The sequence below is a fragment of the Bartonella rattaustraliani AUST/NH4 genome (genome assembly GCF_000312565.1).
Classification (GTDB): domain Bacteria; phylum Pseudomonadota; class Alphaproteobacteria; order Rhizobiales; family Rhizobiaceae; genus Bartonella; species Bartonella rattaustraliani.
The window spans coordinates 60,350-87,197 of record NZ_CALW02000045.1 but is presented as its reverse complement, the minus strand read 5'-3'; the positions used below and the strand labels follow the sequence as shown (position 1 = coordinate 87,197).

The window sequence follows — 26,848 nt, the reverse complement described above, 5'->3', positions numbered from 1 at the left end:
ATATCATTTTAAAAATTCCCACAAACTTATACATCCATTATTGATTTCGTCAATCCGAGGTGAAAAAGCATGGCTATCACCTTCATGCATAATCAATGCTGGAAGTACAGATAAAGCTGCCCTACTTCCTCGTTTTGCATAAAATAAAAGACGAATTGCTGCCGTTTTGACACGTGCATGAACAGGAATAATACACACACCACCAAAACGACCTTCTAAAGCATGCAAAATATCATTCAGCGATTGCGGACGAGCAATTAACCCCAAATATCCACCTGGTTTAACAATTGCTGCTGCACTGCGCAACCAATTCTCAAACATCCCTTCAGCAAGCATAACATGTGCCTCAGACTTCTGCTTATCAGGTGTCTTGCGATCCGTAGGACTATTAAAAGGTGGATTCATAATCGCAAAATCAAAAGAGTTATCTGCCAACCCCGCTTTTAAACGATCCTTTCCCTTCAAAGCAACGTCTGCTTCTAATAAAGAAATTCGTTCAGCAAGCTCTTCATTTTGTTTTAGCATAAGTGTTTTTTGCGCGTAAGACACCATAAAAGCTGATCGTTCAACCAATGTCACATGAACTTTTAGACAACGTGAAGCAACTGCCAACCCTGCAGCACCAGCACCAGCACCGAAATCAACAACTTTTCCCTTTAAATGATTGGGAACTAAACTGGCTAATAACATAGCATCCATGCCAGAACGATGACCGCGTTTACGCGGTTGAACCAAATAAAACTTCCCACGATGAAAACTATCAATTGTCTCATCACTCTGATTCGTTATTTCATCCATTTAAAGCCTAATGTTCATCTTGATAAACTATGCTTTTTCTTAACTAATTGCCCTTAAAAGTAAAGCTTTTGCAATTTTTTTCATCTCTTTTCATCACTTTATCATAGTAACATGACACAAGCTTTAGAAATATTCCTTGCCAATAGCAACAATAACTTCCGCTTTAAAGCGGCATCAAAAGCTTGTATCAAAATAAAACCCCCTTTATGATACTAAAAAAATCAAGTTCGTTTCTATCCATTGCAATACTCCAGGAGTAAACATATTGAATGCTGCCATAAAACCAGATCAAATGAGAAATCATCAGATACCCCTCCAATCTCTCATCAATCTTACACAAAGTGATATGAAGCGTGTGAATCAATTTATCCTCTCTATGGCAAAATCAGAGGTTGAAATGATTCCTGAAATTTCCAACCATCTTATTTCATCAGGTGGAAAACGATTACGTCCAATGATTACGTTAGCTTCCGCTCGTCTGTTTGGTTATCAAGGTGATGGGCATATAAAGCTCGCAACAGCTGTTGAATTTATGCATACAGCAACCTTATTGCATGATGATGTCATTGATGAAAGTCATTTACGACGCGGAAAATCTACTGCACGCATGATTTGGGGAAATCAAGCAAGTGTACTTGTTGGTGACTTCCTCTTGGGACAAGCTTTTAAAATGATGGTTGATGTTGGCTCTATAGACGCACTCTCTGTCTTAGCAAATGCTTCTGCCATCATTGCTGAGGGGGAAGTTATGCAACTTTCTGCTGCAAAAAATATAGCAACCAATACTTCAGATTATCTTAAAGTCATCAACGCAAAAACAGCAGCACTTTTTTCAGCTGCCGCTGAAGTCGGCCCCATTATTGCTGGTTATAAAGATAAAGAACGTTCTGCATTGCGTGAATATGGAACATTTTTAGGACTTGCTTTCCAATTAATTGATGACGCACTGGATTACGGTGGCGCTGCCCAATATTTGGGAAAAAATACAGGAGATGATTTTAGAGAAGGCAAAATTACAATGCCGGTTATCCTTGCTTATGCACGTAGTAGTACGGTCGAAAAGGCATTCTGGAAACAAGCTCTTGAAAATGGCAATAACGATGATGAAGCCTTCACACAAGCACGACATTTAATAGAAAAATATGAGTGTCTCACGGATACAATAAAGCAAGCACGCATGTATGGAAAACGTGCAATAGACGCGCTTGCGACAATGAATGAAAGCCCAGCTCTCTATGCCCTTATTGAGACTGTTGATTTTTGTATCACACGTGTAAACTAATGATTTGCAAGGTTTCCAATATTTTTCAATAAAGCCATAGGATATGATTTTTAAACTCTACCATCAATTGATTATCTTGAAAAGGATTAGCTCTATGTGCAGTGCGACAGTATCCCGCTTTTTTATTCTCTTTATTGCGGGTATCATGCTGATGCCATCAGCCGCCTATAGCAAAATAAACAGCACTATCAATACAACCTCATTTACGGGTGCATATCTTGCTGGGAGGGTTGCTAATCATGAAAACAAAACAGATCTTGCCATAGATTATTTTAAAAAAGCGCTTACTTATAAACCTGATAACATTGAAACACAAAAAGATCTCCTTGAAGCTATGCTTTTTGTGGGAAACTTCAAAGAAGCTGTTCAACAAGCAAAAAAACTAAAAGAACAAGAGACCATAACCCCCTTTGTTTCCCTCACATTATCTATGGAAAGTCTTATTAAGAAAGACTATAAAAATGCCACGCTTCTTTTACAATTAAAACCATCCCCAACACCCAATAATCCACTCATTGAACTCATCAGTGCTTGGATCACATTCGGGTCCGGAAAAAAATCTCAAGCAATCGCTTATCTTGAAAAGATAAAAGGACCGGCTTGGTACAACCTTTTTATACATTATCACCTTGCACTTATGAATGACCTTGCAAACCATACAAAAGATGCAAAAAAATATTTCATTCAAGCACTTAGTAACAAACAGGGAACTTTTATAGCCCCCAATACCTATGAACGTATTATCCTAGCATACGCCTCATTTCAATTGCGTCATAACATGCGCGCTCAAGCCATTCAAACGATTAAGAACGGCGAACAAATGTTGTCAGGCCGAGAAGTTCTTAAAAATGTCCGAGAAAAAATTGAAAAAAACGCCCACCTAGAAAGGTTAGTTAACACACCTCAACAGGGTGCAGGTGAAGTATTATACGACTTTGGAACAGCCCTCGAGCACAAAAACTCAGGACGCATTGCACGCATTTTCAAACAATTATCTTTAGCCTTATACCCTCAAAATGATGCAACATTGTTTCAACTCGCACATATTTCTGCCAAATTGGGTGATCCGAATCAAGCCATTAAACTTTATTACGCCTTATCACCGAAATCACCTTATTATAGAGATGGGCAATTTCAGCTTGCATTCCTTCTTGCAAATGAAAATAAATACAATGAAGCTATCAAATTGCTCACATCATTAAAAAAAAAATTTCCTAATGATCGCCATATTTTGATAACGCTTGCTGCTTTTTACATGCAAGATAAAAAATTTTCCCAGGCCACCCAAACGCTGGATCAAGCGATCGCACAAAGAAAGAACTTTCAACGAGATGATTGGAAACTCTTTTATCAGCGCGGTATAGCTTTTGAGCGTTTAAATCAATGGCCAAAAGCCGAAAGTGACTTGCGAAAAGCGCTTGATTTTTTTCCCAATCAACCCCAAGTTCTTAATTATCTAGGCTATTCACTTGTTGAACGTGATCAAAAGCTTGAAGAATCGCTCCATATGCTACAAAAAGCCTCTTCGCTACAACCGCAAAATAGTTACATTCTCGATTCTCTCGGGTGGACTTATTATAAGCTTAAACAATATAATAAAGCGGTTCAAATATTAGAAAATGCTGTTAAACTGCAACCTGAAGATCCAACATTAAATGATCATTTGGGTGATGCTTATTGGCAAGTTGGACGCAAACGTGAAGCAATATTTCAATGGAATCATGCCATTGATGGAGAGGCAAAAAACTCCAAAAGCATCGAAAAAAAATTGAAATTTGGCTTGCAATAAATAACGATGCTTGACCATAATCCCATGAAACAATAGACAAGTATAGAGGCTAAAATTTCTTTAGCCTCTGTCTATGATCAAACCTTAAAGAGTATAAAGCGTGAAACTGCCTGAACATCTTAATCCCAAGCGTTCTTTTCAGGGACTTATCTTAACTTTGCAAAATTATTGGGCACATTATGGATGTGCAATTTTGCAACCTTACGATATGGAAGTTGGGGCTGGAACCTTTCATCCTTCCACAACGCTGCGTTCACTAGGACTCCGCCCTTGGAAAGTAGCTTATGTCCAACCCTCTCGGCGCCCAACAGATGGACGATACGGTAAAAATCCAAATCGCCTACAGCACTATTATCAATTCCAAACGCTTCTCAAACCCTCTCCCCCCAATTTACAAGAACTTTATATCGAGTCTTTACAAGCCATTGGTCTTGACACAAAACTTCATGATATTCGCTTTGTTGAAGATGATTGGGAAAGTCCAACTCTTGGTGCTTGGGGGCTTGGATGGGAGTGCTGGTGCGATGGAATGGAAATTTCTCAATTTACCTATTTTCAACAGGTGTGCGGAATTGAATGTGCTCCAGTTTCCGGAGAGCTTACCTATGGGCTTGAACGCCTAGCAATGTATATTCAAGGTGTTGATAACGTCTATGATCTTAACTTTAATGGTTTGGAGGGAGAAAACAAGATAAGTTATCGAGATATTTTTTTACAAACAGAGCAGGAATATTCATATTATAACTTTGAATTTGCTGATATCAAACTGCTACACCAGCATTTCATCGATGCAGAACGTGAATGTCTTGCACTTCTTGAAGCTGGAAAACCAAATAAAGAAAATGCCCTGCACCGTTGTGTTTTTCCAGCCTACGATCAATGTATTAAAGCCAGTCATATTTTTAATCTTTTGCAAGCACGTGGCGTTATTTCTGTAACGGAGCGACAAAGTTATATTCTTCGCGTTCGCGATCTCGCACGCCGCTGTGGCGAATCCTTCCTGCTTACAGAAGCTGGGCAAATGCATACGAAAGGAGAAGTCTAATGTCTGATCTTCTTCTTGAACTTTTCAGTGAAGAAATCCCTGCGCGCATGCAACGAAAAGCTGCTGCAGACCTTAAAAAATCTGTTACTGATCAGCTTGTGAATGCAGGATTGACCTACAAAGCCGCCCGAGAATATTGGACTCCTCGCCGTCTCACACTGGATATACGCGGTCTTTCTATACGTTCAAAAAACGTTTATATAGAGCGGAAAGGACCCAGTACAAAATCACCACAACATGTGATTGATGGTTTTCTACGCTCAACCGGATTGCACGATATTTCTGAAGCAGAAATTGCACATGATCGTAAAAAAGGCGATTTTTATATTGCAAAAACGATCAAAAAAGGCCGAGATGCAGAAGAAATTATTGCTGATATTTTACCAGATACGATCCGCAACTTTCCGTGGCAAAAATCTATGCGTTGGGGGAAAGATTCAGCCAAAAGTGGAGCACTTAAATGGATACGACCCTTACAGAATATTCTGTGCATCTTCGGACCAGAAATTGGTGAAACGCGGGTTGTTCCGTTTAGTATTGATTCTCTCACAACCAATAATATAACCTATGGTCACCGCTTCTTAAGCGATGGAACCCCCCTTCAAATCCGCCGTTTTGATGATTATATTGCCAAACTTGAAGCGCATAAAGTAATTCTTGATGCCGAAAGGCGAAAAAATATTATTTTGGCGGATGCTCAAAACCTCTGTTTTGCAAATGGTTTAGAACTTGTTCAAGATAGTGCTCTTTTAGAAGAGGTGGCAGGACTTGTTGAGTGGCCCGTCGTGCTTATAGGAAATTTTGATCCATCTTTTCTTGATATTCCTCCTGAAATTATTCGTTTAACTATTCGTGCTCATCAAAAATGTTTTGTTACACGCAAACAGGGAGAAAAAAATAAACTCTCTCATCATTTTATTCTTGTTTCTAATCTGCTTGCAAGCGATGCGGGCAAAGAGATTTCTAAGGGAAACAGCAAAGTTGTTTGTGCGCGTCTTTCCGATGCACTCTATTTTTGGCAAACAGACCAGCATGATTTGCCCGATATTAAAAACTTGGAATCTTCTGTAAAAAAATTTGATCTCGATTTAAAAAAACCTCTCGATCAAAGAATGGCGCGACTTGATCATTTGAATGTCACTTTTCATGCAAAATTAGGCACTCAGGGTGAAAGAGTCGAACGCATTGCAGCTCTCGCACAAAAAATTGCTCCACTCGTCCAAGCAGATCCTCTCTTAGCGAAACGTGCAGCAATCCTTGCAAAGGCTGATTTGCAAACAGAAATTGTGGGAGAGTTTCCTGAACTTCAAGGACTCATGGGACGAAAATATGCTCTTCTTCAAGGAGAAAACCCTCATATAGCTGAAGCAATCGAAGACCACTATAAGCCTCTAGGTCCAACAGATCATATCCCCACAGCCCCTCTTTCCATAACAATTTCTCTTGCCGATAAAATTGATACACTTATTGGTTTTTGGCTCATTCATGAAAAACCGACCGGTTCAAAAGACCCTTATGCGTTAAGACGAGCAGCATTGGGAATTATTAGGCTTGTGCTCTTGCATAATCGGCAGATCAACCTTATGCCACTATTTCATCAGGCAGCCAATCTTTTCTGGCAACAAACAAACAAATATGAAATCTTTCAAATAGAAAAAACACAGAATCTCCTTCCAGAAAAAACGGAGCATATTTTATCAGATCTATTATCCTTTTTTCATGAACGTTTGAAAATCTATCTCAAAGAAGAAGGTGCTCGTTATGACGCTATTGAAGCGCTCTTAAGAAAAGATTCTGATGACTTTTTATCGATTGCGCGCCGTGTCGAAGCACTCATCGCCTTTATCCATAAAGGTGATGGGGTCTGCTTTTTAGCTGCTGTAAAACGGACTGTAAATATTCTCGAAAATGAATTTCGAAAAAATACAATCATAAAAGATGAAATTAACCCTGAACTCTTTTTTGAAAAGGAAGAAAAACAACTCTATCAATCAATCATTGAGATAGAAAATAAGGTTCGTGATCACATCAATGCAGAAAATTTATCACATACACTTGATGCATTAGCACCACTTGGAAAACTTATTGATATATTTTTCGAAAAAGTCTTGGTAAACGATAAAGATGCCAATATCCGCTCTAACCGCCTTGCTCTTCTCAAACGTATCCACACTCTTACACAAACGGTTGCAGATTTTTCAAAACTTGTCATCTAAGACTCCTCATCTTAGATGCTAGTAAAAATAAAAATCTCTATCCTTTAATATTTTCATGCATGAATATTAAGAACACTATAAAAGTACTTCCGCATACAACATGCAATACATTGATTAATAATGATAATTTGTCTTTATGGAGCCTGAACTATACCCCCGAATATTGTAAGCTTCTCTCATTTCAAACTTACTTGTCTTGAATCAATTTTGTTCACTTGGCTTTATGCCATAAGCAGGATTAGCATATGGAGGCAAAATGCCTTCTCATAAACCGCCCTCATGCAAGGGCTGTCGTAATTTCATGAGCTCATAAATATACTATAAGTTGGTAAATATATGGGGTGCCGGTAAAGAAAATGATGATGTTAGCTTGTATCTTTCTACACGTGAAGATGGTGGTGCTTAATGGCTTTATTATTGTCATATCATTCATCCACATCGTCGCGAAATGAACTTAGGAGCTCTAAGAGATGTCTCTTTAAAACAGAAGAGACTTTCAAGTCATGATAAAACTCATAGCATAAATGATAATTTATAAGAACTCGTCAAAAATTTTCATAAATTTTTAAACAATCGTATATTGATTTATAATCATAAATTATCGTTTTATATATGAGACAAAAATACAAAATAAAGTCAAACTTCGACCACTTCAACCTCTCTTATTATAAAGAGAAAATCAGCTTCTTACATTTCACAAAAAAAGAAATAGAGAGATAAATTCTTTAAGAAATGAGCAAAACACTTTTCATGAACCGTCTTAAGAAGAACAACCGCAATTTTTACGCTCATTCATAAATAAAGGTGATGGCAATTAAGTACTACCACCTTTATACTGATGAAGGGACAAGCCAGCACCACTATACTATTTTTGCCACCTCATGAGATGTTCACTAACTCATGAGATTGCAATAACCCTTGCATGAAAGCAGGTTCATGAAAGCCATTTTTTCCCTTTCTTTTCTCGTTTTATCCCATATATCAACCCTGCTTATAGCATAAAACCAAGTGAATAAAATTGATTCAACATAAAGAAGTTTAAAAATGAGAAAGTCTTATGGGTATTCAGAATTATGATTCAAGATGAGAAATGATAAAAACTATTATAAATCAATGCGTTATACTTGGTATTTTTTTCCAACTCATGAGATTGCGATAACTCTTGCATGAAGGCAGGTTCATGAGAAATATTTTTTCCTGTCTTCTCTCATTTTACCCAATATGCCAACCCCGCTGGTAGAGTATAAGCCAAGCGAATAAAATTGATTCAACATAAAAGAAGTTTGAAATGAGAGAAACTTACAATATTCGGTAGGTATGACTCAGAATGCATAATAACAAACTACCATTATAAATCATTGTTTTGCCAACTATACTTTCATACCGAAATACTCATATCCCGTAGATCTCATAATCTTTCCAAAAGATACCAAGAGACAAACTCCAGAAACACCTCTTTTAAACAAAATGCTTAAAAGAGTACCTAAAAGAAAAGTTTAAAACTCCTATCCCGAAGAAAAACGATGCTATTGAAAGAAGTATCCTTTAAATTTCTCAAGATGCCATTAATTCAGGTATGTTTTCATTTTGGTAAGAGAATCTTTAGAAAGAGACTCCTTTATAAGCTCATTCGCCTTATCAGAATCCAATTCTTTTGCGATAAGTGTACGAGCCGCTGAAACCGCCAAATCAATAGCCGATGAAGAAACCATACGTATCGCTTCGGCTTCGACTTCAGCAATTTTTTGTTCTGCTAATTTATTGCGATTCTTTACATATTCTTCTGCTTTTGCATGAGACTGAGCAATAATAGCTGCCACTTCATGTTTAGCGGCCGCAATAATCTCTTGTGCATCCTTCTCTGCTTCTGCGTGTTTGCGCTGATATTCAGCCAGCACTTCCTGGGCCTCTTCACGAAGGCGCAGAGCCTCATCCAGTTCATCCTTAATCCGTTTTGCTCGCGCGTCAAGATAACGCACAGCCATCTGTGGAACTTTGAAATAGACCAAAAGAGCAAAAAAAATAACTAACCCGACAAAAGCCCAAAAAGCATCAGTCATCCTTATATTCCTCAGTAATCTGCACTCTTAACAGCTGAACGCACAGCCTCTTTACTGATATCTACATCAATCAATTTTTTAACAATTTCAAGAGCCACTTCTTCAGCGATAGCACCAACATTTTGCATAGCTTTATCGCGAATTTTTGTTATCTGCTTTTCAGCATCTGATAATTTTTTTTCTAAACTCTCTTCAACTTTCTTTCTTTCAAGTTCAGCTTTTTCTTTTAGTTCTTCGCTAGCTACTTGCGCTATCACATGAGCCTGTGAACGGGCTTCTGCCAATTCCCGCTCGTAAATTTCAACCACAGCATCCGCTTCTTGCTTCATACGCATTGCCTGATCCAAATCAGATGCAATGCGATCTCGGCGTGTTTCAATAACACCACCAATACGCGGTACAATCACACGAGAAATAAAGAGATAAAAGAGCCCGAAAGAAATTGCCAACCAAAAAAAGTGCGAACCAAAATGTACAAAATCAAAAGGCGGAAACACACGCTCTGCATACCCTGCGGCCTCTTTGATCTGTCCTATGGGAGTCTCAGTTGCCTGTGCGTAAGCGCTCGAAATAAACATCTTCTTTCATCCTTCAAACAACTTCATTAAGGTTCCCTAAAAACCGATAACGATTGACAAACACTTCTTCCACTAAAAGCTAAAAGGGCATGCCCGCCTCTCAATTTAAGAGAATCACCATACCCTTTTGAAGCTGATTAAACCGCAAAAAGAAGTAACAAAGCAACGAGTAATGAAAAGATACCCAAAGCTTCTGTCACAGCAAAACCAAAAACGAGACGACCAAACTGGCTATCAGCTGCTGATGGATTGCGTAATGCACCAGAAAGATAGCTCCCAAAAATATTCCCAAGTCCTAAAGCTGTCCCCGCCATACCAAAGCAAGCAAGACCAGCACCAATATATTTTGCTGCAAGCACTAATTCCATATTATTCTCCTTTAAAGCGAAATTGCACTATTCGACGGAAAACCGCCAGTTTGATTAATGTCCTGGATGAACTGCATCATTAAGATACATACACGTTAAAACCGTAAACACATAAGCTTGAAGAAATGCAACTAAAAATTCAAGAGCGGTAATCGCTACGGTCATGATAAGCGGTAAAACAGAACCGCCAACACCTATGATGCCTACCCCAATCATTGAGACAACAAAGCCCGAAAATACTTTGAGAGTAATATGGCCAGCAAGCATATTAGCAAAAAGACGAAGTGAAAGGCTGATAGGACGAGAGAGAAAAGAAATCACCTCAATCATCGTCACAAGAGGCAAAATCATAACAGGCACACCGCTTGGAACAAACAGTTTCAAAAAACCAACTCCATGCTTGTAGAAACCATAGCCAATCACCGTCAAAATCACCAACATTGCCAATGAAAAGGTAATCATAATTTGGGAAGTAATTGTATAAAAATAGGGGAAAAGACCAATAAAATTAGCAACCAAAATAAAAGTAAAGAGAGAAAAAACTAAAGGAAAAAATTGCATCCCTTGGACACCAGCTGATTCTCGCAAAGTCGAGGCTACAAACTCATACGCCATTTCTGAAAGCGACTGCATCCGTGTTGGAACCAATCCACGACTGGATGATGACATGAAGAGAAACACTGAAGTTATAACAACTGTAGCGATGATAAAAAACGATACATTTGTAAAAGATAAATCCATATTCCCTATAGAAATATTAATCAGCCGTGAAACTTCAAACTGATGAACAGGATCTGGAGCGTGCGTTGTCACATCAACCTCATTTATCGGACCTTTTTATTGGCCCCTTTACCTTGGCGCGATACGCCTTTTTGCCCTAATTGACTGGGAGCAATATACCCCACAGACCGAAGAATACTCACTATACCGGCAGCAAATCCAAGAAAAAGAAAAAACACCAGCCCCCATGGCAATGAACCTACTATTTTATCAAACCCCAAGCCCAAAACAGCGCCTACAATAATACTCGCCAGAAACTCACTCGAAAGCTTGACTGCACGTGCAAACCCATCTTGTTGTTCTTCTCCCCTCTTCTTATACTCCCGCTTCTTTAACGCTTCTTGACGCATTAAAGCTAAACCTAACTTTCGACTACGACATTCCAAATCCTCTGAAGAACAATCCTCCTGCTTTTTCCCTTTAGCCTCTTTCTGTGGCACAACGGGTTTATCGCCCTTCGCCATAATCAGCTCCTTAGTTAAAAGCAGAGTAAATAATGATCTCATGAAACCGTGAACATCATATTGATCCTGAATTTATTCGTCAAGACGCTAAAAGAAGTCTCTCACAATTTATCGTACAAATAATGTGTCTTTCAATTTGATAGATTTCAACCACGCATACACCTTAAAATAATCATCCTCACTTGGCAAGATCATGCTATTCTTGCCTCATCGTTCGCAAACTCTATTACCCTCTCACGCAACTTTAGACACATATTGAGAAATACCCTCCCCATAAATGTTGCACATTTCATACAGCATTAATAAAATTAAGAGTGCGCTCCATTAATGATGATTCTGCATTTTTATCATGCACAAAATAGAACGTCATCATGTTGCACATTCATGCGCTCGTTTTAAAGAGACCTCTCTTAAAGCTCCTCAGTCCATTTCATGACGATGTGGGGCACTTGTATAACGATAAAGCCATTGAGCACCACCATCCATGTTTAGAAAGGTACAATCCGATACCATCATTCTCTTTAAGCAGCTCATGGTATATTTACCAATGCGTAGTGTATATTTACGAACTCATACTGTGCGACAACCCTTGCATAAAAATGGTTCATGAGAGGCGTTTTTTTTCTTTCCTCACTCATTTTTATCCACATGCCAATCCCTCTTATGAGATAAAGCCAAGAACAAAATTGATTCAATACAAATAAGTTTGAAATGAGAGAAGCTTACAATATGTAGGTGTACCTTCAAAGTAAAGAACGACAAATAATATTATAAATCAATATGTTGCACAAAAAAGTTTGCAACTTTATGCAAGTTCCAGAAATGGGATTCCATAAGCAAGGTTTTAGCATCAACATTGCAGCACTTTGTGCAAACGTCATTCATTTGAAAGTCTTTTCTCCCTCATTTGAATATCGAGAGGTGAAGCAAATATTTTTGCTTTTTGGCAATTCAATAAACCGCCGTAAATGAACACTTTTGCTTCATGCTATTTCTTATAGAAAAATACTAAAATCTTTTTTCCATAAAGGGCATATTATCATTATTTTCCCTCATTCCCAACGATTATATCTGCTCTTGTCTTTAAGAAATTTTATAAAATATGCGTATGTTCCTTTTCAAAGGCTTTTTGATTCTTTTCATCACATTTCCAGTTAATGATATTTTTATTTCTCAGTGAGGGACGTTGAAATAAAAGAAGGTTTCTGTGTTTAATATTTTAACACAATTTCAAAAAGGAAATATTCCATCATTCAACCACGCAATATCTTTTTTGTTATAAAGTAACGACATTATTGACTGACAATGGCTTATTCGTTTTCACTCTTTAAAGGCAACAACGCATGAAAAAGCTGATCTTTCAAACAAGCTCTGTACTGCAGATTTTATTCACTAAAAAAAATGAAAAGAGATCACTTCTTTTTCGAACGTGCTGCAAAAGGATTATCCGATGCCCGTAACGATATGCGAATTGGTATACCAGGCATATCAAACCGATCACGCAGTCCATTGGAAAGATAACGTAAATACGATTGAGGCATAACTTTTGGTCGCGAACAAGAAATTATAAACCCTGGAGGACGTGTCTTGACCTGTGTGATATATTTAACTTTAAGCCTTCGCCCTGAAACGGCAGGTGGTGGATGATGTGTCACAACAGTTTCAAGCCACCGATTTAATTGCCCTGTTGAAATACGACGATTCCATACACGATGCATCATCATGACATTTTCCATCAGCTTATCAATCCCTTGACCATATTGGCCCGATAAAGGGACAGCTCTCAAACCGCGAACCTGAGGAAGAAGATGGCTACATTTTTCATGCAAATCAATCAATGTTGCCTGACTATTTTCAATAAGGTCCCACTTATTAAAAGCGATAAGGGGAACCCGTCCCTCACGAATAACAAGATCAACAATCTGTAAATCTTGCTTTTCAAAAGGTGCCGTCGCATCAAAAACAATGACCACAACCTCTGCAAAACGAATTGCACGTAACGTATCTGCAACAGAAAGTTTTTCTAATTTTTCTTGAATTTTTGATTTCCGACGCAAGCCCGCAGTATCAAAAAGCTTAAGATGACGACCACGCCATTTCCAATCTACTGAAATAGAATCACGCGTAAGCCCCGCTTCAGGCCCTGTCAACAAACGGTCTTGTTTCAACATACTGTTAATAAGGGTTGATTTTCCTGTATTTGGACGCCCCGCAATCGCAATTCGAATGGGTTTGTTTTCATCGTAAACAAACGCCTCATCCACATCATCACCAACAGATGCAGACTGTACATGTTCTTCTTCGTTTTTTTTGCCAAAAGCACGCTCTTTACCAATAGCCTCTATAATGGCTTCATAAAGATCCGCAAACCCCAAACCATGTTCAGCAGATATTGGGCAAGGCTCCCCCAAACCTAACGACCACGCTTCATATTCTCCCCCTATTGCTGCTTTTGACTCAGATTTATTGGCAACAAGCACTATCGGCTTTCCCGCCTTACGCACCAATGAGGCAAAATTTAAATCAATTGGTGTTATCCCACTCTTCGCATCAAACACAAATAAAATCAGATCTGCTTCATCAATTGCAGCTTTTGTATGAGAACGCATACGACCTTCAAGTGTATGATCACCCGCTTCTTCTAACCCTGCCGTATCAATCACATCAAAACGCAAATCTTGAAGTTTTGCTGCATGAATACGCCGATCACGTGTCACACCTGGCTTATCGTCAACCAAAGCCAATTTTTGCCCAACCAAACGATTAAACAGCGTTGACTTCCCAACATTAGGGCGACCAACTATAGCAATGGTAAGGCTCATAAATTTATCCTTTATTTGCCTTGCCTTCAGCTTGTATAAGCTCAAGCATCATTCGCGCCCGATCTGTTACTTTTGATCCGAGAGCACCTTCTTCAGAAATTTTCTGAAAATAATCAAACGCCTCATCCATCTTCTCTGCTTTATATGCGGCTAAACCCAAAGCTTCTCTTGCAGACATACGCATAGGATCAGTATCATTTGCCATATCTTTGACACGCTTTTCAACATCATCGAAAGTTCCTGTATCAACTAAAATATAAGCTGCACGAACTTTTGCAACTTTCCGCAAAATCTGTGGTGCTTTTTCATCAGCAGCAACAGAATCGAAAACCTCCACAGATTTCACAGCGTCACCTTGTTCCATAAATAAAGAAGCTTCACGCAAACGGGCCAGAAAAGGATATCCTCCAAAATGAGAGTCTTGAACATTCTTTAATTGTTTCAGGGCCTCATCAAAGTGGTGTGTTTCTGCAAAATCAAGACTTTTGATAAATATATCACCAACCTGTTCTGCTTGTTTTATTTGCCTATGATGATAAATTTGATAAGTAGCAATCATCAGCACAAAAACAATAACGGCAGCAATAATTGAAAAACCATAACGTCTCCAAAAAGCAAGAGCCTTTTCTTGACGAAACTCTGCATTAACTTCAGCAATAAAACTATCATACGACATGTATCATACCTTGGAAAAAACGACTTTATGTACTTTTACGCATAAATAAATAAAGATGATAGCCCTCATTCATGAAAAAACTTAAAATTTCTCATTTCTTATTTTTAAATCAATATATCTGAATCTTTCAAGCTTGCGCAACAGTATCAATCAAAAACAATGGAATTGCCTTTTGATTCATCTTACAGTTTTTACATTCTTTATTAAGTTATCATATTTTTACACGCGCTATGCATACTTTCCTGTCTTTCAAGAGCGCCTCCCCCTGTTTCTTACATTAACATTGTACAAAAAACACCTTTAAGAAACTTAAAAGCAATGGTTGTAGCCCTTTATCGAAAGCATAGGCACAGCATACGGTGCTGAAAAGTGCATTTACTAAAAATATCCTCAGATAGTGCGCACATTTCATCATTCAAAAAAACTGTCTAGAAAATACAAAATATGTTCCTTCGGTATGATTCTTCGGAACATAAGGAAACGCCAAAGATTTATGATAAAACTCCATGAGAATTCTAAAAGCTTCCTTTATCATACCTCCTTTCTTTCACCTTATCCCCATATAGCAACCTTTTATGATTGACCTCTACGATTTTTTTAATACCTTATTGTAACGGCCAAATCCACATCAGCATTGGAACAGCAACAATGACTATCAATAATGCTAACGGAGCCCCCAAACGTGGATAGTCACTAAACCGATACCCCCCTGACGCCATCACAAGCATATTGCTTTGATGTCCTATAGGTGTGAGAAACTCACAGCCCGCACCAATTGCAACAGCCATTAAAAAAGCTTCAGGCTTATAATGAAGAGAATGAGCAAAACTTGAGGCGATTGGTGCTACCATCATAACCGTCGCTGCATTATTCAAAAAGGGTGTTACCAACATAGCTGTCACCAACATAAGTGCTAATGCACCAAATGGTGGGAAAAATACCGCCAACTGACTTAGCCATTGGCCTATGAGATCTGTGCAGCCTACCTTCTCTAATGCTTCACTCACAGGAATAAGAGCTGCTAACAACACTAATATTTTGCCATCTAATGCCTGATACAAATCACGCGCAGGCAAAACGCGAAAAAGAACCATTGCAACGGCAGCAGAAAAAAAAGAAAAGGCAACGGGAACAATCTGAAAAGCTGTAAAAATAATTGCTATAAAAAGAATAGCTAAAGAGACAAGACCATGCCGTAAATTACCAAATACAAGGTTTCGTCTTGCCAAAGGTAAACATTTTAATTCCCGCAATAAATTTGGAATAACCGTATCCTGTCCTTGCAAAACAATCACATCTCCAAGATGGAAGACAATATCACTAAGCCTGCCCCGTACTCTTTCATGCTGGCGACTTAACGCAAGAAAATTCACATCATAGCGATCCAATAACGAAAACTCCTTCGCATTCACGCCAATAAGGGGTGAATTATGTGTGACAACTGCTTCAACAATATTTATATCGCTGTCTTTATCCTCCGTAGAAATAGTTCGATCTGTAAAAAATTCTAAGCGCGCAGAATTCATCACACTGTCTAAACCAGTATGCGAACCTTCCAGCAAAACAATATCGTTTTCAGATAAAATAAAATCTGGCAATGGCGAAATAGATGTCTTATTTCTGATAATTTGAACCACCATGACATCACCACCTGATGGCTTAACGAGATCAACGATGGTTTTCCCTACAACTGGTGAGATTATTGGAATATGCACTTCTGAAACATAATTACGAATATCAATAGCGTCATCAAACGATACCCCTGAATGTACACGCACAGGTAAAAGCCAATAACAAGAGACCAAATATAAAACACCAACAGCAGCAACAGCTGCACCAACCGGTGTAAAATCAAACATGGTAAAAGGAGCCCCTGCCAAACGCTCTTGCATAGCTGAAATAACAACATTAGGAGAAGTTCCTATCTGGGTCATCAACCCCCCTAGCAAAGAACTAAATGCCATTGGCATTAAAAAAACAGAGGGTGAAACCTGGGAACGACGAGCAAATTGAAAAGCAATCGGGATCATAATAGCCAAAGCACCAATGTTTTTAACAAACATGGACAAAAACACGACAGAAAGAACCAAAAAAGCTAATTGAATCCGTACTGACTTTACATCTGGCCATATCCGCTGAATGACAAATTCCATGATACCAGAACGTGAGACAGCTGTACTAACAACAAATACACTCCCCACAATAATAACAATATCGTTGCTAAAACCGCTAAATGCCTCTTTTGGGCTCACAAGTCCAACAGCGCAAGAGATCAGTAATGTACAAATAGCGACAAGATCATAACGAAATCGATCCCAAATAAAAACAACCATCATGAGACCAATAATAGAAAAAGCCATTATTTGATTTTCTGTCATGCGACCTATCTCTTCCCATCAGATTAGAATGAACAATTATTTATGTTTTAACTATTCCGATAAACAGCAGCAAGATAAAAGAAAAGATGGATATACTGCAGAATAAATTAAAGCTCTAAAAATTATGATCAACATCCCCCTTCTTATAGAATTTGTTATCATATGCTGAAATTAAAGAAAATTGTTGACATTTTATAAAAGCGTATTGCAAAAAAGATTGGGAATGCTTCTACCATAAATAGAGGGAAAAAGCAGAAACTGAGATATAGAGTATTTATATCTTCTTTGTCGTTGTTTTAGAAATATTTTCGCTCTCATAAAGAATAACATATTAAGTGAAAGAAAAAATGATGAGCAATCTTCATAGTGGGTATCGCAGTAATTTAAAATACTGGATGGCTTGTATTATTGGATTTATTGCCATTTTGGTGATTATCGTTGTTGGTAGTTTTTATGTGGCAAAGCCTTATCTTAACAGCTTTGTAAAACGGGAAGTAGCCCGCCGCTCTATAAAAGCAGAAACATCCGAAATCAGTCTTACCGGCAAAGTCAATTTGAAGAATGTTACACTACCAGTTCCTACGGGCACATCACTTAAAATTGGTGCTATTTCTGCTCGCCCTCCTATTTTCTTCATTCCTGGAATCTTTACACTTTATAATGTTGATTTAGTATATGGTGATATTCATGTACAAATTCCTAAAATCTCTCTTAATAGCGTCTTCTTAAAGGAAAAGAATAGAGCTATTACATCACAGCTTTTACAATCCATAATGCGTATTGAACTTGCCTCAATTGTTGCTCCCAATATACGTGTTTTTGTAGAGAATAAGGGGGAACTTAAGATAAAAGATTTTCAGCTTTCTCATTTTAAAAATGCTCATATTGGTTCTGTTGGCATCAAAAATATGGCCCTTAAAACGATAGAGAAAAATAATGCTAAACAGATGAATATTGTCACAAAAAGTAATATGATAGAGGCACATGATATCGACATTAACTACATATATTCTATGATTTTGGGGAAAAATAATCCTGTCAATCAAGAAAAAACCGTTATCGGCCCTATTTCTCTCAAAAAGGTAATGATCGACCTTTTTGAAGGAAAAGAGAAAAGTACCTCTTTCTCTCTTGGCGCCCTTAAAACATCTGGTTTTAAAGTAAAAACATCCGAACAGATTCCTGGAAAATTGATTAAAAATTATCTTAATACAAGAAAAATAAACCATCTAGAGTCTCAAAAAAAATCACGGTATGACGTTCTTGTAGACACCCTATCTACTATTACTTTAGCTGATGCAGAAATGAGTGATCTCAACGTTGAGACACCACAGTTTCAAGCAGCATTTGAATCATTTCAATTTAAACAAGGCCTGTGGAAACATCCACTCCCCCAAAAATTTCTGATCTCTTTTAATAACCTTTCAATTTTACCTAAAAAAATGGAAGAAAAAGATTTAGAACTTTTCAAAAAAATGGGATTTGAACGGCTTGATCTTTCAGAAAAAATCGATTTTTCTTATGATGAAAAAAAACACGTACTCTTTTATACAGGGTCTTTCAACATAAAAAATATAGCGTCTGGAAAAATGGTAGCAAAAACTGTTGATGTTGATGAAAAACTCTTCTCTGCTGAAAAAGACGCAATGATTGCTGCTTTGCAGGATTCCGGTATTACTGAAATTGACATTCATTATACGGATTCTGGTTTCATTGATAAGCTTTTTTCTTATCTTGCACAAAACTTGAATGACAAAAAACATGATCTTAAAAAAGAACTCTATGACGATTTCTATCTGATGATGACACAAAGCCCGAAAATATTTTTAAAAAATCATGCTGAAGCGGAAAAAATTTCGAAATCTTTAGGTGATTTTGCTAAAAATCCCCAAACATTGATGATTAAGATGAAAGCAAAAGACAATAAAGGGCTCACAATAGCTGATCTCGAATCTGCCCTACAAAATGATTTGTCCACAGTTTTGAATAAAGTCCATCTCACCATAAAGAATGAAGCATCACCTTAAAAAATATCTTCCACTTTAAAATAGAATGATCTTGTCTATAAACTTTAGAGCATTATTCCTCTTCTTTCTGTTATATGATAGAGGAGGTTACCATAAAGAATAATAATTTGTACCGAAAAATATTATTTATGAAATTGCCGATACTTGGAGTTGTTCATGTCTGATTTATCTTCAAATCGTCTCCCTAACCGCGCTTCTCGTGTCACAAATCAAGCGCTTTCCGCTATCGAGCGTTTTCTTCATATTGAAGCTCTCAGTGGAATTGTTCTTTTATTAGCCGCTGCTCTTGCACTTATTTTTGCTAATTCTCAATATGCTTCTCTCTATGAATCCTTATGGCATACATCTTTTGGCTTTAACTTAGGGTATTTCACCCTCTCGTGGGATTTACACTTTTGGGTTAATGACGCTCTCATGACTGTTTTCTTTCTCGTTGCAGGAATGGAAATCCGGCGTGAAATTCATGAAGGTGCTCTTGCTGACTTTAAACAAGCAGTTTTGCCAATTGTTGCAGCAATAGGCGGCGTTTGTCTTCCTGCAATTATTTATCTCAGCTTTAACTTTAACGGGGGCCATACACATGGTTGGGCTGTGCCAACAGCTACAGATATTGCCTTTGCACTTGGCATTCTTGCTCTGCTTGGGAAACAAATTCCTTCTAACTTACATATCATTCTTTTATCCTTAGCAATTATTGATGATATTATTGCTGTTCTTATTATTGCTTTCTTCTACTCAACAAACATTGATCCTAGTGGTCTCATTATTGCAGCAGCAGGTATTGCTTTAGTGCTCTTCTTTCAATGGATTGGACTCGCATCAGCACGGCTTTATATTCTTCCTGGTGCGATCATCTGGTGGGGTTTGATGGTAACAGGTGTTCATCCCTCGCTTGCCGGCGTTATTTTAGGGATGATGACTCCCGTTTCCCCCCCTCGTACTCTTGTTGCGCCACTCACTATATTAAGCAACGCAATGCAAGTTCTTCAAGAAAAAGATACAAAAAAAGACTTCAATCATGTCTCAACCGCATTGAAAAAAATGCGTAAAGGACAACGTGATATGATAGCACCAGTGACACGTATTCAGAAAATATTACATCCATGGGTCGCATACGGTATCATGCCAATTTTTGCCTTTGCAAATGCTGGTGTTAGTTTTGCAAATTTTGATCTTTCTTCTCATGGGTCATTCTTGGTTGTACTCGGTGTTGTTATTGGTCTTTTTATTGGTAAACCTTTGGGTATTATTGCTGCCAGCTATTTAGCCGTCAAATCAGGACTCTGCCGTCTGCCTCCTCAAATGACTTGGACAGGTATTTTACTTATTGGATTTTTAGCAGGTATTGGCTTTACAATGTCTATTTTTGTTTCGATGCTTGCTTTTAAAGATATCATTCTGCTTGATTCTGCAAAAATTAGTGTCCTTTGTGGATCTGGTTTATCTGCTTTGTTCGGTCTCGGATATGGTTTTATTTACATCAAACGCAATAAAAAAGCGCATGCTAGCTGATTTATAAAAAGCTATAAGATTTTTTTTACTGTATTCAATGCCAATGAGCCCATATCCAATGTCAATAAGAGAAAAAAATCAAAAACTATAAAGCTCTCAGCAAAGAAGAAAAAATTTAATGCATGCCTTTCTTGAAAATCTTCCCTGACAAGAAATTTTTGTCTAAATTCTTCATTGAGGTTTTTATTTGTCCCTCAAGCTTGAGTTATATGGCGCTCTCTATTTTACCACAAGTTATAATCGGCGCTTTGTGTCCCCCCAAATACAGTGGACAAATAAATGTTTCTGGCTTTTTTCTTATTGAATAGACACCGTTCGTGCTATGTGTAGATTCATATGAAGTCACATCATTATAAATGTTTATAACATTATTAAAATTGGGCATTAAGTACCAGAAAAATCTCCAAAAGCTTTATATAAAGAGATGCCATTAGTCAGCATCTGTATTTTCTGCAATTGCATTGCTTGTGTCGGATGAGGATAGTGCATAAATTTTCTTACTCTCAATCTTGATCAAATAAATTTGTGGATGCGTAAGTTTGGCAAGAAAGGCAACTCCATTCATCAGTTGAAGGCTAAAACCGTATTTATCTTTCTATTTAAGCTTTTTTATCCTTTGTCTTACCACACGGCCTTATAATGTACTTCCTTCTCGGCTTCATCATGAAAGAAGAACGTTCAATCCACGAGCACACATAAAACTCTCAGAAACTATTTGAAACATTACACAATATCAATAGATATATTTACTCTATCTATTGATTTATAAGAATTTTTTTCATTATCCAGCTCGGATCATAACCCCGAATATTGTAAGATTCTCTCATTTCAAACCTTCTTTATATTCAATCAATTTTGTTCACTTGGCTTTACACACTCAGTGGGATTAGTATGTGGATAAAAATTGGGGTAAAATTATAGAAGATAGGAGGAAAAATGCCTCTCATGAACCGTCTTCATGCAAGGATGGCCACAACAATATGAGCTCTTAAATATATACTACGCGTTGGTACATATCCCATAAGCTGTTACAGAGAATGATAGTACTAGCTTGTACCTTTATAAACGTGAAGATGATAGTGCGCAATGGAGTTATCGGTATACAATTCACCCACATCATCGTGAAATGAGCTTAGGATTTTGAGACATGTCTCTTTAAAACAAGCCCTTGAACATGCAACATGGTGGCGTTCTGGTTTACGTGAAGGGCATGCCCCCATTAAAGAACGCGAAAAGCAAAAGCATGAGGCAATGCGGTATCTTCATTATCTTTAAAATATTGCTTTAGAGACTTTTGAAAGTCGTAAAGCCAAATTAAAGGATGGTGGTAAGTCTGCAAATTTAAAACTTCATATACTACCGTCTTCCTATTTCAAAACCCACATAAAGTTCTCACAGATCGTTTGAAAAAATACAAAGTATCAATGATATATACTATTCACCCTTCTTGAAGCAATTGCCATGAGAATAATCTCATAAAACCAAGCTCACGCGTTTCATTTTACCCAACACCGACAAAACTTCCTCTCAAAGAGCGTATTTGAGTGATGCGCATACTTCTTTATCCTATTCAATCCGTATCGGATAAGCGCTCAACTCCTCTACACATATAAAGCTCTTAATATTATATGGAAATTCTTTTAGAGCTAAAAATGTCTAGCCCTTATCAAGGCCATAAACAGCATGTAATGTTCTGACAGCAAGCTCGGTATAAGCACTATCAATCAAAACAGAAATCTTGATTTCTGACGTTGTAATTGCTTGAATATTAATACCTTTTTCAGCTAAAGCCTTAAATGCTGTAGCTGCAACACCTGCATGGCTGCGCATTCCAATACCAATAACAGAAACCTTTGCAAGATCGCTTTCAAATTGGATAACATCAAATCCAATCTCTTTACGATTCTCCTCAAGAAGCGCAACCGCCTTATCGACATCTGCCGATGGTACAGTGAAAGTCATATCTGTTTTTGAACCATCTTCAGAAATATTTTGCACAATCATATCAACATTAAGCTGCGCCTCAGCCAAGGGGCCAAAAATTGCTGCGGAGATCCCTGGACGATCTGCCAACCGACGGAGGGAAATTTGTGCTTCATCCTTAGCAAAAGCAATACCAGTAACATTTTGTTGTTCCACGATTTCATCCTCATCGCAAATAAGTGTTCCAGAAGAATTTGTCGGATCCTCCAGACCTAACACATCAGGATCCTCAAAACTTGAGCGCACGAAGGTACGAACTTTATGAACCATTGCCAACTCAACAGAACGAACCTGCAAAACTTTTGCTCCAAGAGAAGCCATTTCCAGCATTTCTTCAAAAGCAACTTTTTGCAAACGGCGTGCTTTAGGTTCTATACGTGGATCTGTTGTATAAACCCCATCCACATCTGTATAAATATCACAGCGATCAGCTTGTATCGCCGCAGCTATGGCAACAGCACTTGTATCTGATCCGCCTCGCCCTAAGGTAGAAATCCGATTATCTGGCGCTATTCCCTGAAAACCAGCAATAACAGCCACCTGTCCTTCTTGAAAACGCTGTATTAAAAAAGATCCATCAATATCTGTAATACGTGCACGACTGTGTACACTATCCGTATGAATAGGAATTTGCCAACCAAGCCATGAACGCGCATTCACCCCCATTGCTTGGAGTGTAAGAGCTAACAACCCCGCCGTTACCTGTTCACCAGATGCAACAACAACATCATATTCATAGGCATCTTTATAGATTGGCGAAGCATCACACGTCCACTGAACAAGTTCATTGGTTTTTCCAGCCATCGCGGATACGACAACCGCAACCTCATTGCCTGCCTCCACTTCTCTTTTGACATGCCGTGCAACATTATGAATACGCTCAATGTTTGCGACAGATGTTCCACCAAATTTCATCACAATCCGCGCCATCAATAACACTCTTACCTTTATATTTCTTATCTCACACGACAATGAGAATAAGGTTTTGCCACCATATTAACAAATCTCTTTTCCACATACAGAATATCTACCATTTGTGCAAATTGAATTATGCTTATAATATTTTTTCTTGACTTTATCATAAAATCCACTCGACTTTATGATAAAAAAGTAAAAGGATAACGATATGATAAATGAAACACAGACCACTATTGATCAAAATGAAATTGATCATTTTTCACGAATTGCTGCAGAATGGTGGGATCCACAAGGAAAATTTCGTCCACTCCATCAATTCAATCCCGCACGTCTTGCGTACATTAGAGAAAAAATCTGTTTAGAGTTTAATCGCGATCCTGTTTCGCTTATACCTTTTGAAAATTTGAGAATTCTTGATATCGGCTGCGGAGGTGGTTTGTTATGCGAACCAATGGCGCGTCTTGGTGCTACGGTTGTAGGGGCTGATGCTGCGCAAACAAATATTGAAGTCGCAAAAATCCATGCAGCCCAAAACGGACTCTCCATTGATTACCGCACCACAACCGCAGAAGAACTGGCTAATGAAGAAGAAAGATTTGATATTATACTCAATATGGAAGTTGTTGAACATGTTTCTGATGTTAATCTCTTCATAGAAACCACAGCGAAAATGCTCAAGCCCAACGGATTGATGTTTGTTTCAACACTTAATCGCACATGGAAAGCATGGGGGCTCGCCATTATAGGTGCTGAATACATCTTACGTTGGCTTCCCAAAGGAACCCATGACTATAAAAAATTCCTCAAACCCCAAGAATTGAAAAATCTCTTATCAAAAAACACTCTCACCGTCATTGACGGCATAGGTATTGCCTATAATCCATTAAACGACAGTTGGAACCACTCAAAAAATATGGAGGTTAACTATCTACTTCTTGCAAAACGACCTTAGAAAGTCGCTATTTTATGCTTTGTAACAAAGCATCGAGTTTCCCCTCATCTTCTAAAGCATAAAGATCATCACAACCACCAACATGATAATCGCCTATAAAAATTTGCGGAAATGTATCCCGCCCATTTGCGCGCTGCACCATTTCTTGGCGAAGAGATGTGGAAGCATCAATATCCGTATATTTTACCCCTTTTTTATCAAGCAAATCACGCGCTTTCATGCAATAAGGGCAGTGAGGACGTGTATAAATTATTACCTTTTTCATAGTGTTATTCTCCAATTTTTTTCAAATTTAAACTCTTCAAGAATTAGGAAAAAGAGAATCTCCTTTTAGAACACGTGAAAATGTGAGCACATCAACCCGCCGCGCACCTGCACGTTTTAATGTTGTTGCTGCCGCTGTCACCGTTGCACCTGTTGTGAAAACATCATCAACCAACAAAATAGAACGTCCCTCTAAATGTTTTTTAACTTTATGCGGCACTTCAAAAGCATTCAGCACATTTAATTTTCGTTCCCGAGAAGATAAACTCACCTGCGGGCGGGTATGCCGATGGCGGACAAGCCAGCCAGGTTTAAAATTCTTTTTCTGCACAGCCGCGATATGACGCGCAAGCTCAGCAGATTGATTATAACGTCGCTTCAAAAAACGACGAAAATGCAAGGGAACGGAAATAATAACATCACAATCATCAATAATCTCGCGCCCAGCAAATGCCATCCAATTTGCCATAAAAGATGCCAACTCTATATGATCCCCATATTTTAAGCGTGTTATCAAAGCTTGTGCCACCCCTTTATGAACAATCGCCGAGCGAACACGCGAAAAAGGATGAGAACTTTTAAGGGCTTCACCACTGAGAAAACCCTCCCCCATATCACAAACAAAAGGGGTTCCCATAACAGGGCAATAAGGTTTTGTGATAAATTGAAGGCCTTTCCAACACTCAGAACAAATCGTACCACAAGCAGAAACTCTTTGCTTACATCCATGGCAAATCGGAGGATATAGAATTGTGAGAAAGCGCTCAAAAAACTCACTTAATCTATTCCCGCCATTTAAAGCTATTTCTTGCAAGCATAACATGGTTAATTTAAGCTTCTATAGCTTTCCTATACAAAAAATATCTTGTATTTTCTAACTTTAATTCCTTTAAAAACCCTTACTTCTTATAAATTTGTTTTTCTTTCACATCATAAACTTGATACACTTGATAAAACTTGCACGAAAAGAAACCTTCTCAAAATGCACGCATTCCTAACCGAAAGACCTTTGACAATATGTCACATCCTTTAATTTTTGATCACGACCGCATTGAACAATTCCGCAAACGTGCTTTTCAAAAGGCAAAAGAAGGATATGATTTTTTACTCTCTCACATGGCTGAAGATCTTTATAAACGCCTCAGTACCGTTGACCGTACTTTTCCATTAGCTCTCGATTTGCACAGCCATACAGATCTTGCCGCACAAGCTTTACTGAACTCTGGAAAAGTTCATTGTGTAGAACGCGTTGAAACCGATACAATATATCAAAGCTATGACAAAAAATTTCATTTACGTGATCGAGAGATTCTGGATTTTCCTCAAAATTATTGTGACCTTATCGTTTCACTTCTTTCACTCCAATCAACCAATGATACCCCTGGTGTTTTGAAACAGATAAAACAAATCCTTAAACCAGATGGTTTATTTCTCGCGGTTATGGCAGGTGCTGATACACTTGTAGAATTGCATGAAAGCCTCTTACATGCGGAAATGGAAATCTATGGCGGTGTAAGCCCTCGGATCCATCCATTTGCTGATATTCGAGAGGTTGGTGCTCTTTTACAGCGTGCCGGTTTTGCCCTACCTGTTGCAGATATTGAAAATGTTACAATACGTTACAATACAATGTTTGATCTTATGCATGATCTTAAAGCTATGGGAATGCAAAATGCACTTATCAATCGCTCACGGAGTCCAGTATCCAAGCGCTTTTTTTCTCGAGCGGCTGAAATCTATGCACAACGATTTAGCGATCCAGATGGTCGCATTCGCGCAAACTTTTCTTTCATTTGGCTCTCTGGCTGGGCACCACACCCCAACCAGCAAAAACCTATGCAACCAGGCTCGGCGCAAAAGTCTCTTGCAGATGTTTTCGTCAAACAACAGAAAAAAACATAGATTCAACAGGCACATTATTTTTCAAAGACGCTTT

Annotated in this window: 21 protein-coding genes and 1 pseudogene; 10 read left to right on the top strand and 12 right to left on the bottom strand. The window is 38.1% G+C overall.

All coding sequences use genetic code 11. The annotated features are described in order from the left end of the window. Positions 1–3 precede the first annotated feature (3 nt). Entirely contained in the window at positions 4–798 is a 795-nt protein-coding gene (locus tag BN67_RS07070) for a tRNA1(Val) (adenine(37)-N6)-methyltransferase (protein ID WP_019223436.1), read from the bottom strand. 265 nt (positions 799–1,063) lie between these two features. Between BN67_RS07070 and BN67_RS07065 the strand changes: the two genes are divergently transcribed. The 5 genes and pseudogenes from BN67_RS07065 to BN67_RS14900 all read left to right on the top strand — a co-directional run. After that, positions 1,064–2,080: a polyprenyl synthetase family protein gene (locus BN67_RS07065; RefSeq protein ID WP_019223435.1), complete on the top strand. Its 1,017-nt coding sequence runs from the start codon at positions 1,064–1,066 to the stop codon at positions 2,078–2,080. A gap of 94 nt (positions 2,081–2,174) precedes the next feature. Continuing rightward, complete coding sequence (locus BN67_RS07060) at positions 2,175–3,869, top strand: tetratricopeptide repeat protein (protein WP_019223434.1); 1,695 nt, start codon at positions 2,175–2,177, stop codon at positions 3,867–3,869. A 100-nt stretch (positions 3,870–3,969) separates the two neighbouring features. Further along, a complete protein-coding gene (locus BN67_RS07055; RefSeq protein WP_019223433.1) occupies positions 3,970–4,914 on the top strand; it encodes a glycine--tRNA ligase subunit alpha in 945 nt (314 codons plus the stop codon). Continuing rightward, positions 4,914–7,130 (top strand): glycine--tRNA ligase subunit beta, encoded by a 2,217-nt coding sequence (glyS, locus tag BN67_RS07050; RefSeq protein ID WP_019223432.1) that lies wholly within the window; start codon positions 4,914–4,916, stop codon positions 7,128–7,130. Before BN67_RS07055 ends, glyS begins: the two co-directional genes overlap by 1 nt. A gap of 313 nt (positions 7,131–7,443) precedes the next feature. Beyond that, positions 7,444–7,623, top strand: a pseudogene (locus BN67_RS14900) (tyrosine-type recombinase/integrase); the annotation flags it as partial. 1,072 nt (positions 7,624–8,695) lie between these two features. Here BN67_RS14900 and BN67_RS07045 read toward each other — a convergent pair. From BN67_RS07045 to BN67_RS07000, 8 genes are all read right to left on the bottom strand, one after another. Continuing rightward, a complete protein-coding gene (locus BN67_RS07045) occupies positions 8,696–9,190 on the bottom strand; it encodes a F0F1 ATP synthase subunit B (RefSeq protein ID WP_019223431.1) in 495 nt (164 codons plus the stop codon). An 11-nt stretch (positions 9,191–9,201) separates the two neighbouring features. Further along, complete coding sequence (locus tag BN67_RS07040) at positions 9,202–9,768, bottom strand: F0F1 ATP synthase subunit B (protein ID WP_019223430.1); 567 nt, start codon at positions 9,766–9,768, stop codon at positions 9,202–9,204. A gap of 137 nt (positions 9,769–9,905) precedes the next feature. Next, positions 9,906–10,136, bottom strand: coding sequence for a F0F1 ATP synthase subunit C (locus BN67_RS07035; RefSeq protein ID WP_004855165.1), 231 nt, complete (start codon positions 10,134–10,136; stop codon positions 9,906–9,908). Between the two features lie 54 nt (positions 10,137–10,190). Further along, positions 10,191–10,949 carry a F0F1 ATP synthase subunit A gene (locus BN67_RS07030; protein ID WP_019223429.1) on the bottom strand — a complete coding sequence of 253 codons (759 nt, stop codon included), beginning with the start codon at positions 10,947–10,949 and terminating at the stop codon, positions 10,191–10,193. A gap of 11 nt (positions 10,950–10,960) precedes the next feature. Continuing rightward, positions 10,961–11,380, bottom strand: a complete 420-nt coding sequence (locus BN67_RS07025) for an AtpZ/AtpI family protein (RefSeq protein ID WP_019223428.1) — start codon at positions 11,378–11,380, stop codon at positions 10,961–10,963. A 1,412-nt stretch (positions 11,381–12,792) separates the two neighbouring features. Beyond that, entirely contained in the window at positions 12,793–14,202 is a 1,410-nt protein-coding gene (gene der / locus BN67_RS07010) for a ribosome biogenesis GTPase Der (protein ID WP_019223426.1), read from the bottom strand. Positions 14,203–14,206: 4 nt separating this feature from the next. Beyond that, positions 14,207–14,878 carry a DUF2659 family protein gene (locus BN67_RS07005; protein ID WP_019223425.1) on the bottom strand — a complete coding sequence of 224 codons (672 nt, stop codon included), beginning with the start codon at positions 14,876–14,878 and terminating at the stop codon, positions 14,207–14,209. Positions 14,879–15,483: 605 nt separating this feature from the next. Continuing rightward, a complete protein-coding gene (locus tag BN67_RS07000; RefSeq protein WP_019223423.1) occupies positions 15,484–17,256 on the bottom strand; it encodes an SLC13 family permease in 1,773 nt (590 codons plus the stop codon). Between the two features lie 347 nt (positions 17,257–17,603). Here BN67_RS07000 and BN67_RS06995 point away from each other — a divergent pair, with 347 nt between their 5' ends. The 3 genes from BN67_RS06995 to BN67_RS15230 all read left to right on the top strand — a co-directional run bounded on the left by BN67_RS06995 (position 17,604) and on the right by BN67_RS15230 (position 22,070). Continuing rightward, positions 17,604–19,283 carry a hypothetical protein gene (locus tag BN67_RS06995; protein ID WP_244427041.1) on the top strand — a complete coding sequence of 560 codons (1,680 nt, stop codon included), beginning with the start codon at positions 17,604–17,606 and terminating at the stop codon, positions 19,281–19,283. 156 nt (positions 19,284–19,439) lie between these two features. Next, entirely contained in the window at positions 19,440–20,795 is a 1,356-nt protein-coding gene (gene nhaA / locus BN67_RS06990; protein ID WP_019223421.1) for a Na+/H+ antiporter NhaA, read from the top strand. Between the two features lie 1,140 nt (positions 20,796–21,935). After that, positions 21,936–22,070, top strand: a complete 135-nt coding sequence (locus tag BN67_RS15230; protein WP_019223418.1) for a hypothetical protein — start codon at positions 21,936–21,938, stop codon at positions 22,068–22,070. A 381-nt stretch (positions 22,071–22,451) separates the two neighbouring features. Here BN67_RS15230 and BN67_RS06970 read toward each other — a convergent pair whose 3' ends face one another. Next, complete coding sequence (locus BN67_RS06970; protein ID WP_019223417.1) at positions 22,452–23,708, bottom strand: aspartate kinase; 1,257 nt, start codon at positions 23,706–23,708, stop codon at positions 22,452–22,454. Positions 23,709–23,904: 196 nt separating this feature from the next. Between BN67_RS06970 and ubiG the strand changes: the two genes are divergently transcribed. Then, positions 23,905–24,648 carry a bifunctional 2-polyprenyl-6-hydroxyphenol methylase/3-demethylubiquinol 3-O-methyltransferase UbiG gene (ubiG, locus tag BN67_RS06965; RefSeq protein WP_019223416.1) on the top strand — a complete coding sequence of 248 codons (744 nt, stop codon included), beginning with the start codon at positions 23,905–23,907 and terminating at the stop codon, positions 24,646–24,648. Between the two features lie 7 nt (positions 24,649–24,655). On the opposite strand, the gene grxC is transcribed toward ubiG, so the two are convergent. Both grxC and BN67_RS06955 read right to left on the bottom strand, forming a co-directional pair. Next, positions 24,656–24,913, bottom strand: coding sequence for a glutaredoxin 3 (gene grxC, locus BN67_RS06960; protein ID WP_019223415.1), 258 nt, complete (start codon positions 24,911–24,913; stop codon positions 24,656–24,658). Between the two features lie 36 nt (positions 24,914–24,949). After that, on the bottom strand, positions 24,950–25,735 hold the full coding sequence (locus BN67_RS06955) for a ComF family protein (RefSeq protein WP_019223414.1): 786 nt from the start codon (positions 25,733–25,735) through the stop codon (positions 24,950–24,952). A 194-nt stretch (positions 25,736–25,929) separates the two neighbouring features. On the opposite strand from BN67_RS06955, the gene BN67_RS06950 reads away from it, so the two are divergent. Next, positions 25,930–26,814, top strand: a complete 885-nt coding sequence (locus BN67_RS06950) for a methyltransferase domain-containing protein (RefSeq protein WP_019223413.1) — start codon at positions 25,930–25,932, stop codon at positions 26,812–26,814. Positions 26,815–26,848: the final 34 nt, after the last annotated feature.

Bases quoted from the DNA above. Each gene is read 5' to 3' on its own strand.
- BN67_RS07070 (WP_019223436.1), bottom strand. From the start codon at position 798: ATGGATGAAATAACGAATCAGAGTGATGAGACAATTGATAGTTTTCAT.
- BN67_RS07060 (WP_019223434.1), top strand. From the start codon at position 2,175: ATGTGCAGTGCGACAGTATCCCGCTTTTTTATTCTCTTTATTGCGGGT.
- glyS (WP_019223432.1), top strand. From the start codon at position 4,914: ATGTCTGATCTTCTTCTTGAACTTTTCAGTGAAGAAATCCCTGCGCGC.
- BN67_RS07045 (WP_019223431.1), bottom strand. From the start codon at position 9,190: ATGACTGATGCTTTTTGGGCTTTTGTCGGGTTAGTTATTTTTTTTGCT.
- BN67_RS07040 (WP_019223430.1), bottom strand. From the start codon at position 9,768: ATGTTTATTTCGAGCGCTTACGCACAGGCAACTGAGACTCCCATAGGA.
- BN67_RS07035 (WP_004855165.1), bottom strand. From the start codon at position 10,136: ATGGAATTAGTGCTTGCAGCAAAATATATTGGTGCTGGTCTTGCTTGC.
- BN67_RS07025 (WP_019223428.1), bottom strand. From the start codon at position 11,380: ATGGCGAAGGGCGATAAACCCGTTGTGCCACAGAAAGAGGCTAAAGGG.
- der (WP_019223426.1), bottom strand. From the start codon at position 14,202: ATGAGCCTTACCATTGCTATAGTTGGTCGCCCTAATGTTGGGAAGTCA.
- BN67_RS07005 (WP_019223425.1), bottom strand. From the start codon at position 14,878: ATGTCGTATGATAGTTTTATTGCTGAAGTTAATGCAGAGTTTCGTCAA.
- BN67_RS07000 (WP_019223423.1), bottom strand. From the start codon at position 17,256: ATGACAGAAAATCAAATAATGGCTTTTTCTATTATTGGTCTCATGATG.
- BN67_RS06995 (WP_244427041.1), top strand. From the start codon at position 17,604: ATGATGAGCAATCTTCATAGTGGGTATCGCAGTAATTTAAAATACTGG.
- nhaA (WP_019223421.1), top strand. From the start codon at position 19,440: ATGTCTGATTTATCTTCAAATCGTCTCCCTAACCGCGCTTCTCGTGTC.
- BN67_RS06970 (WP_019223417.1), bottom strand. From the start codon at position 23,708: ATGGCGCGGATTGTGATGAAATTTGGTGGAACATCTGTCGCAAACATT.
- ubiG (WP_019223416.1), top strand. From the start codon at position 23,905: ATGATAAATGAAACACAGACCACTATTGATCAAAATGAAATTGATCAT.
- grxC (WP_019223415.1), bottom strand. From the start codon at position 24,913: ATGAAAAAGGTAATAATTTATACACGTCCTCACTGCCCTTATTGCATG.
- BN67_RS06955 (WP_019223414.1), bottom strand. From the start codon at position 25,735: ATGTTATGCTTGCAAGAAATAGCTTTAAATGGCGGGAATAGATTAAGT.
- BN67_RS06950 (WP_019223413.1), top strand. From the start codon at position 25,930: ATGTCACATCCTTTAATTTTTGATCACGACCGCATTGAACAATTCCGC.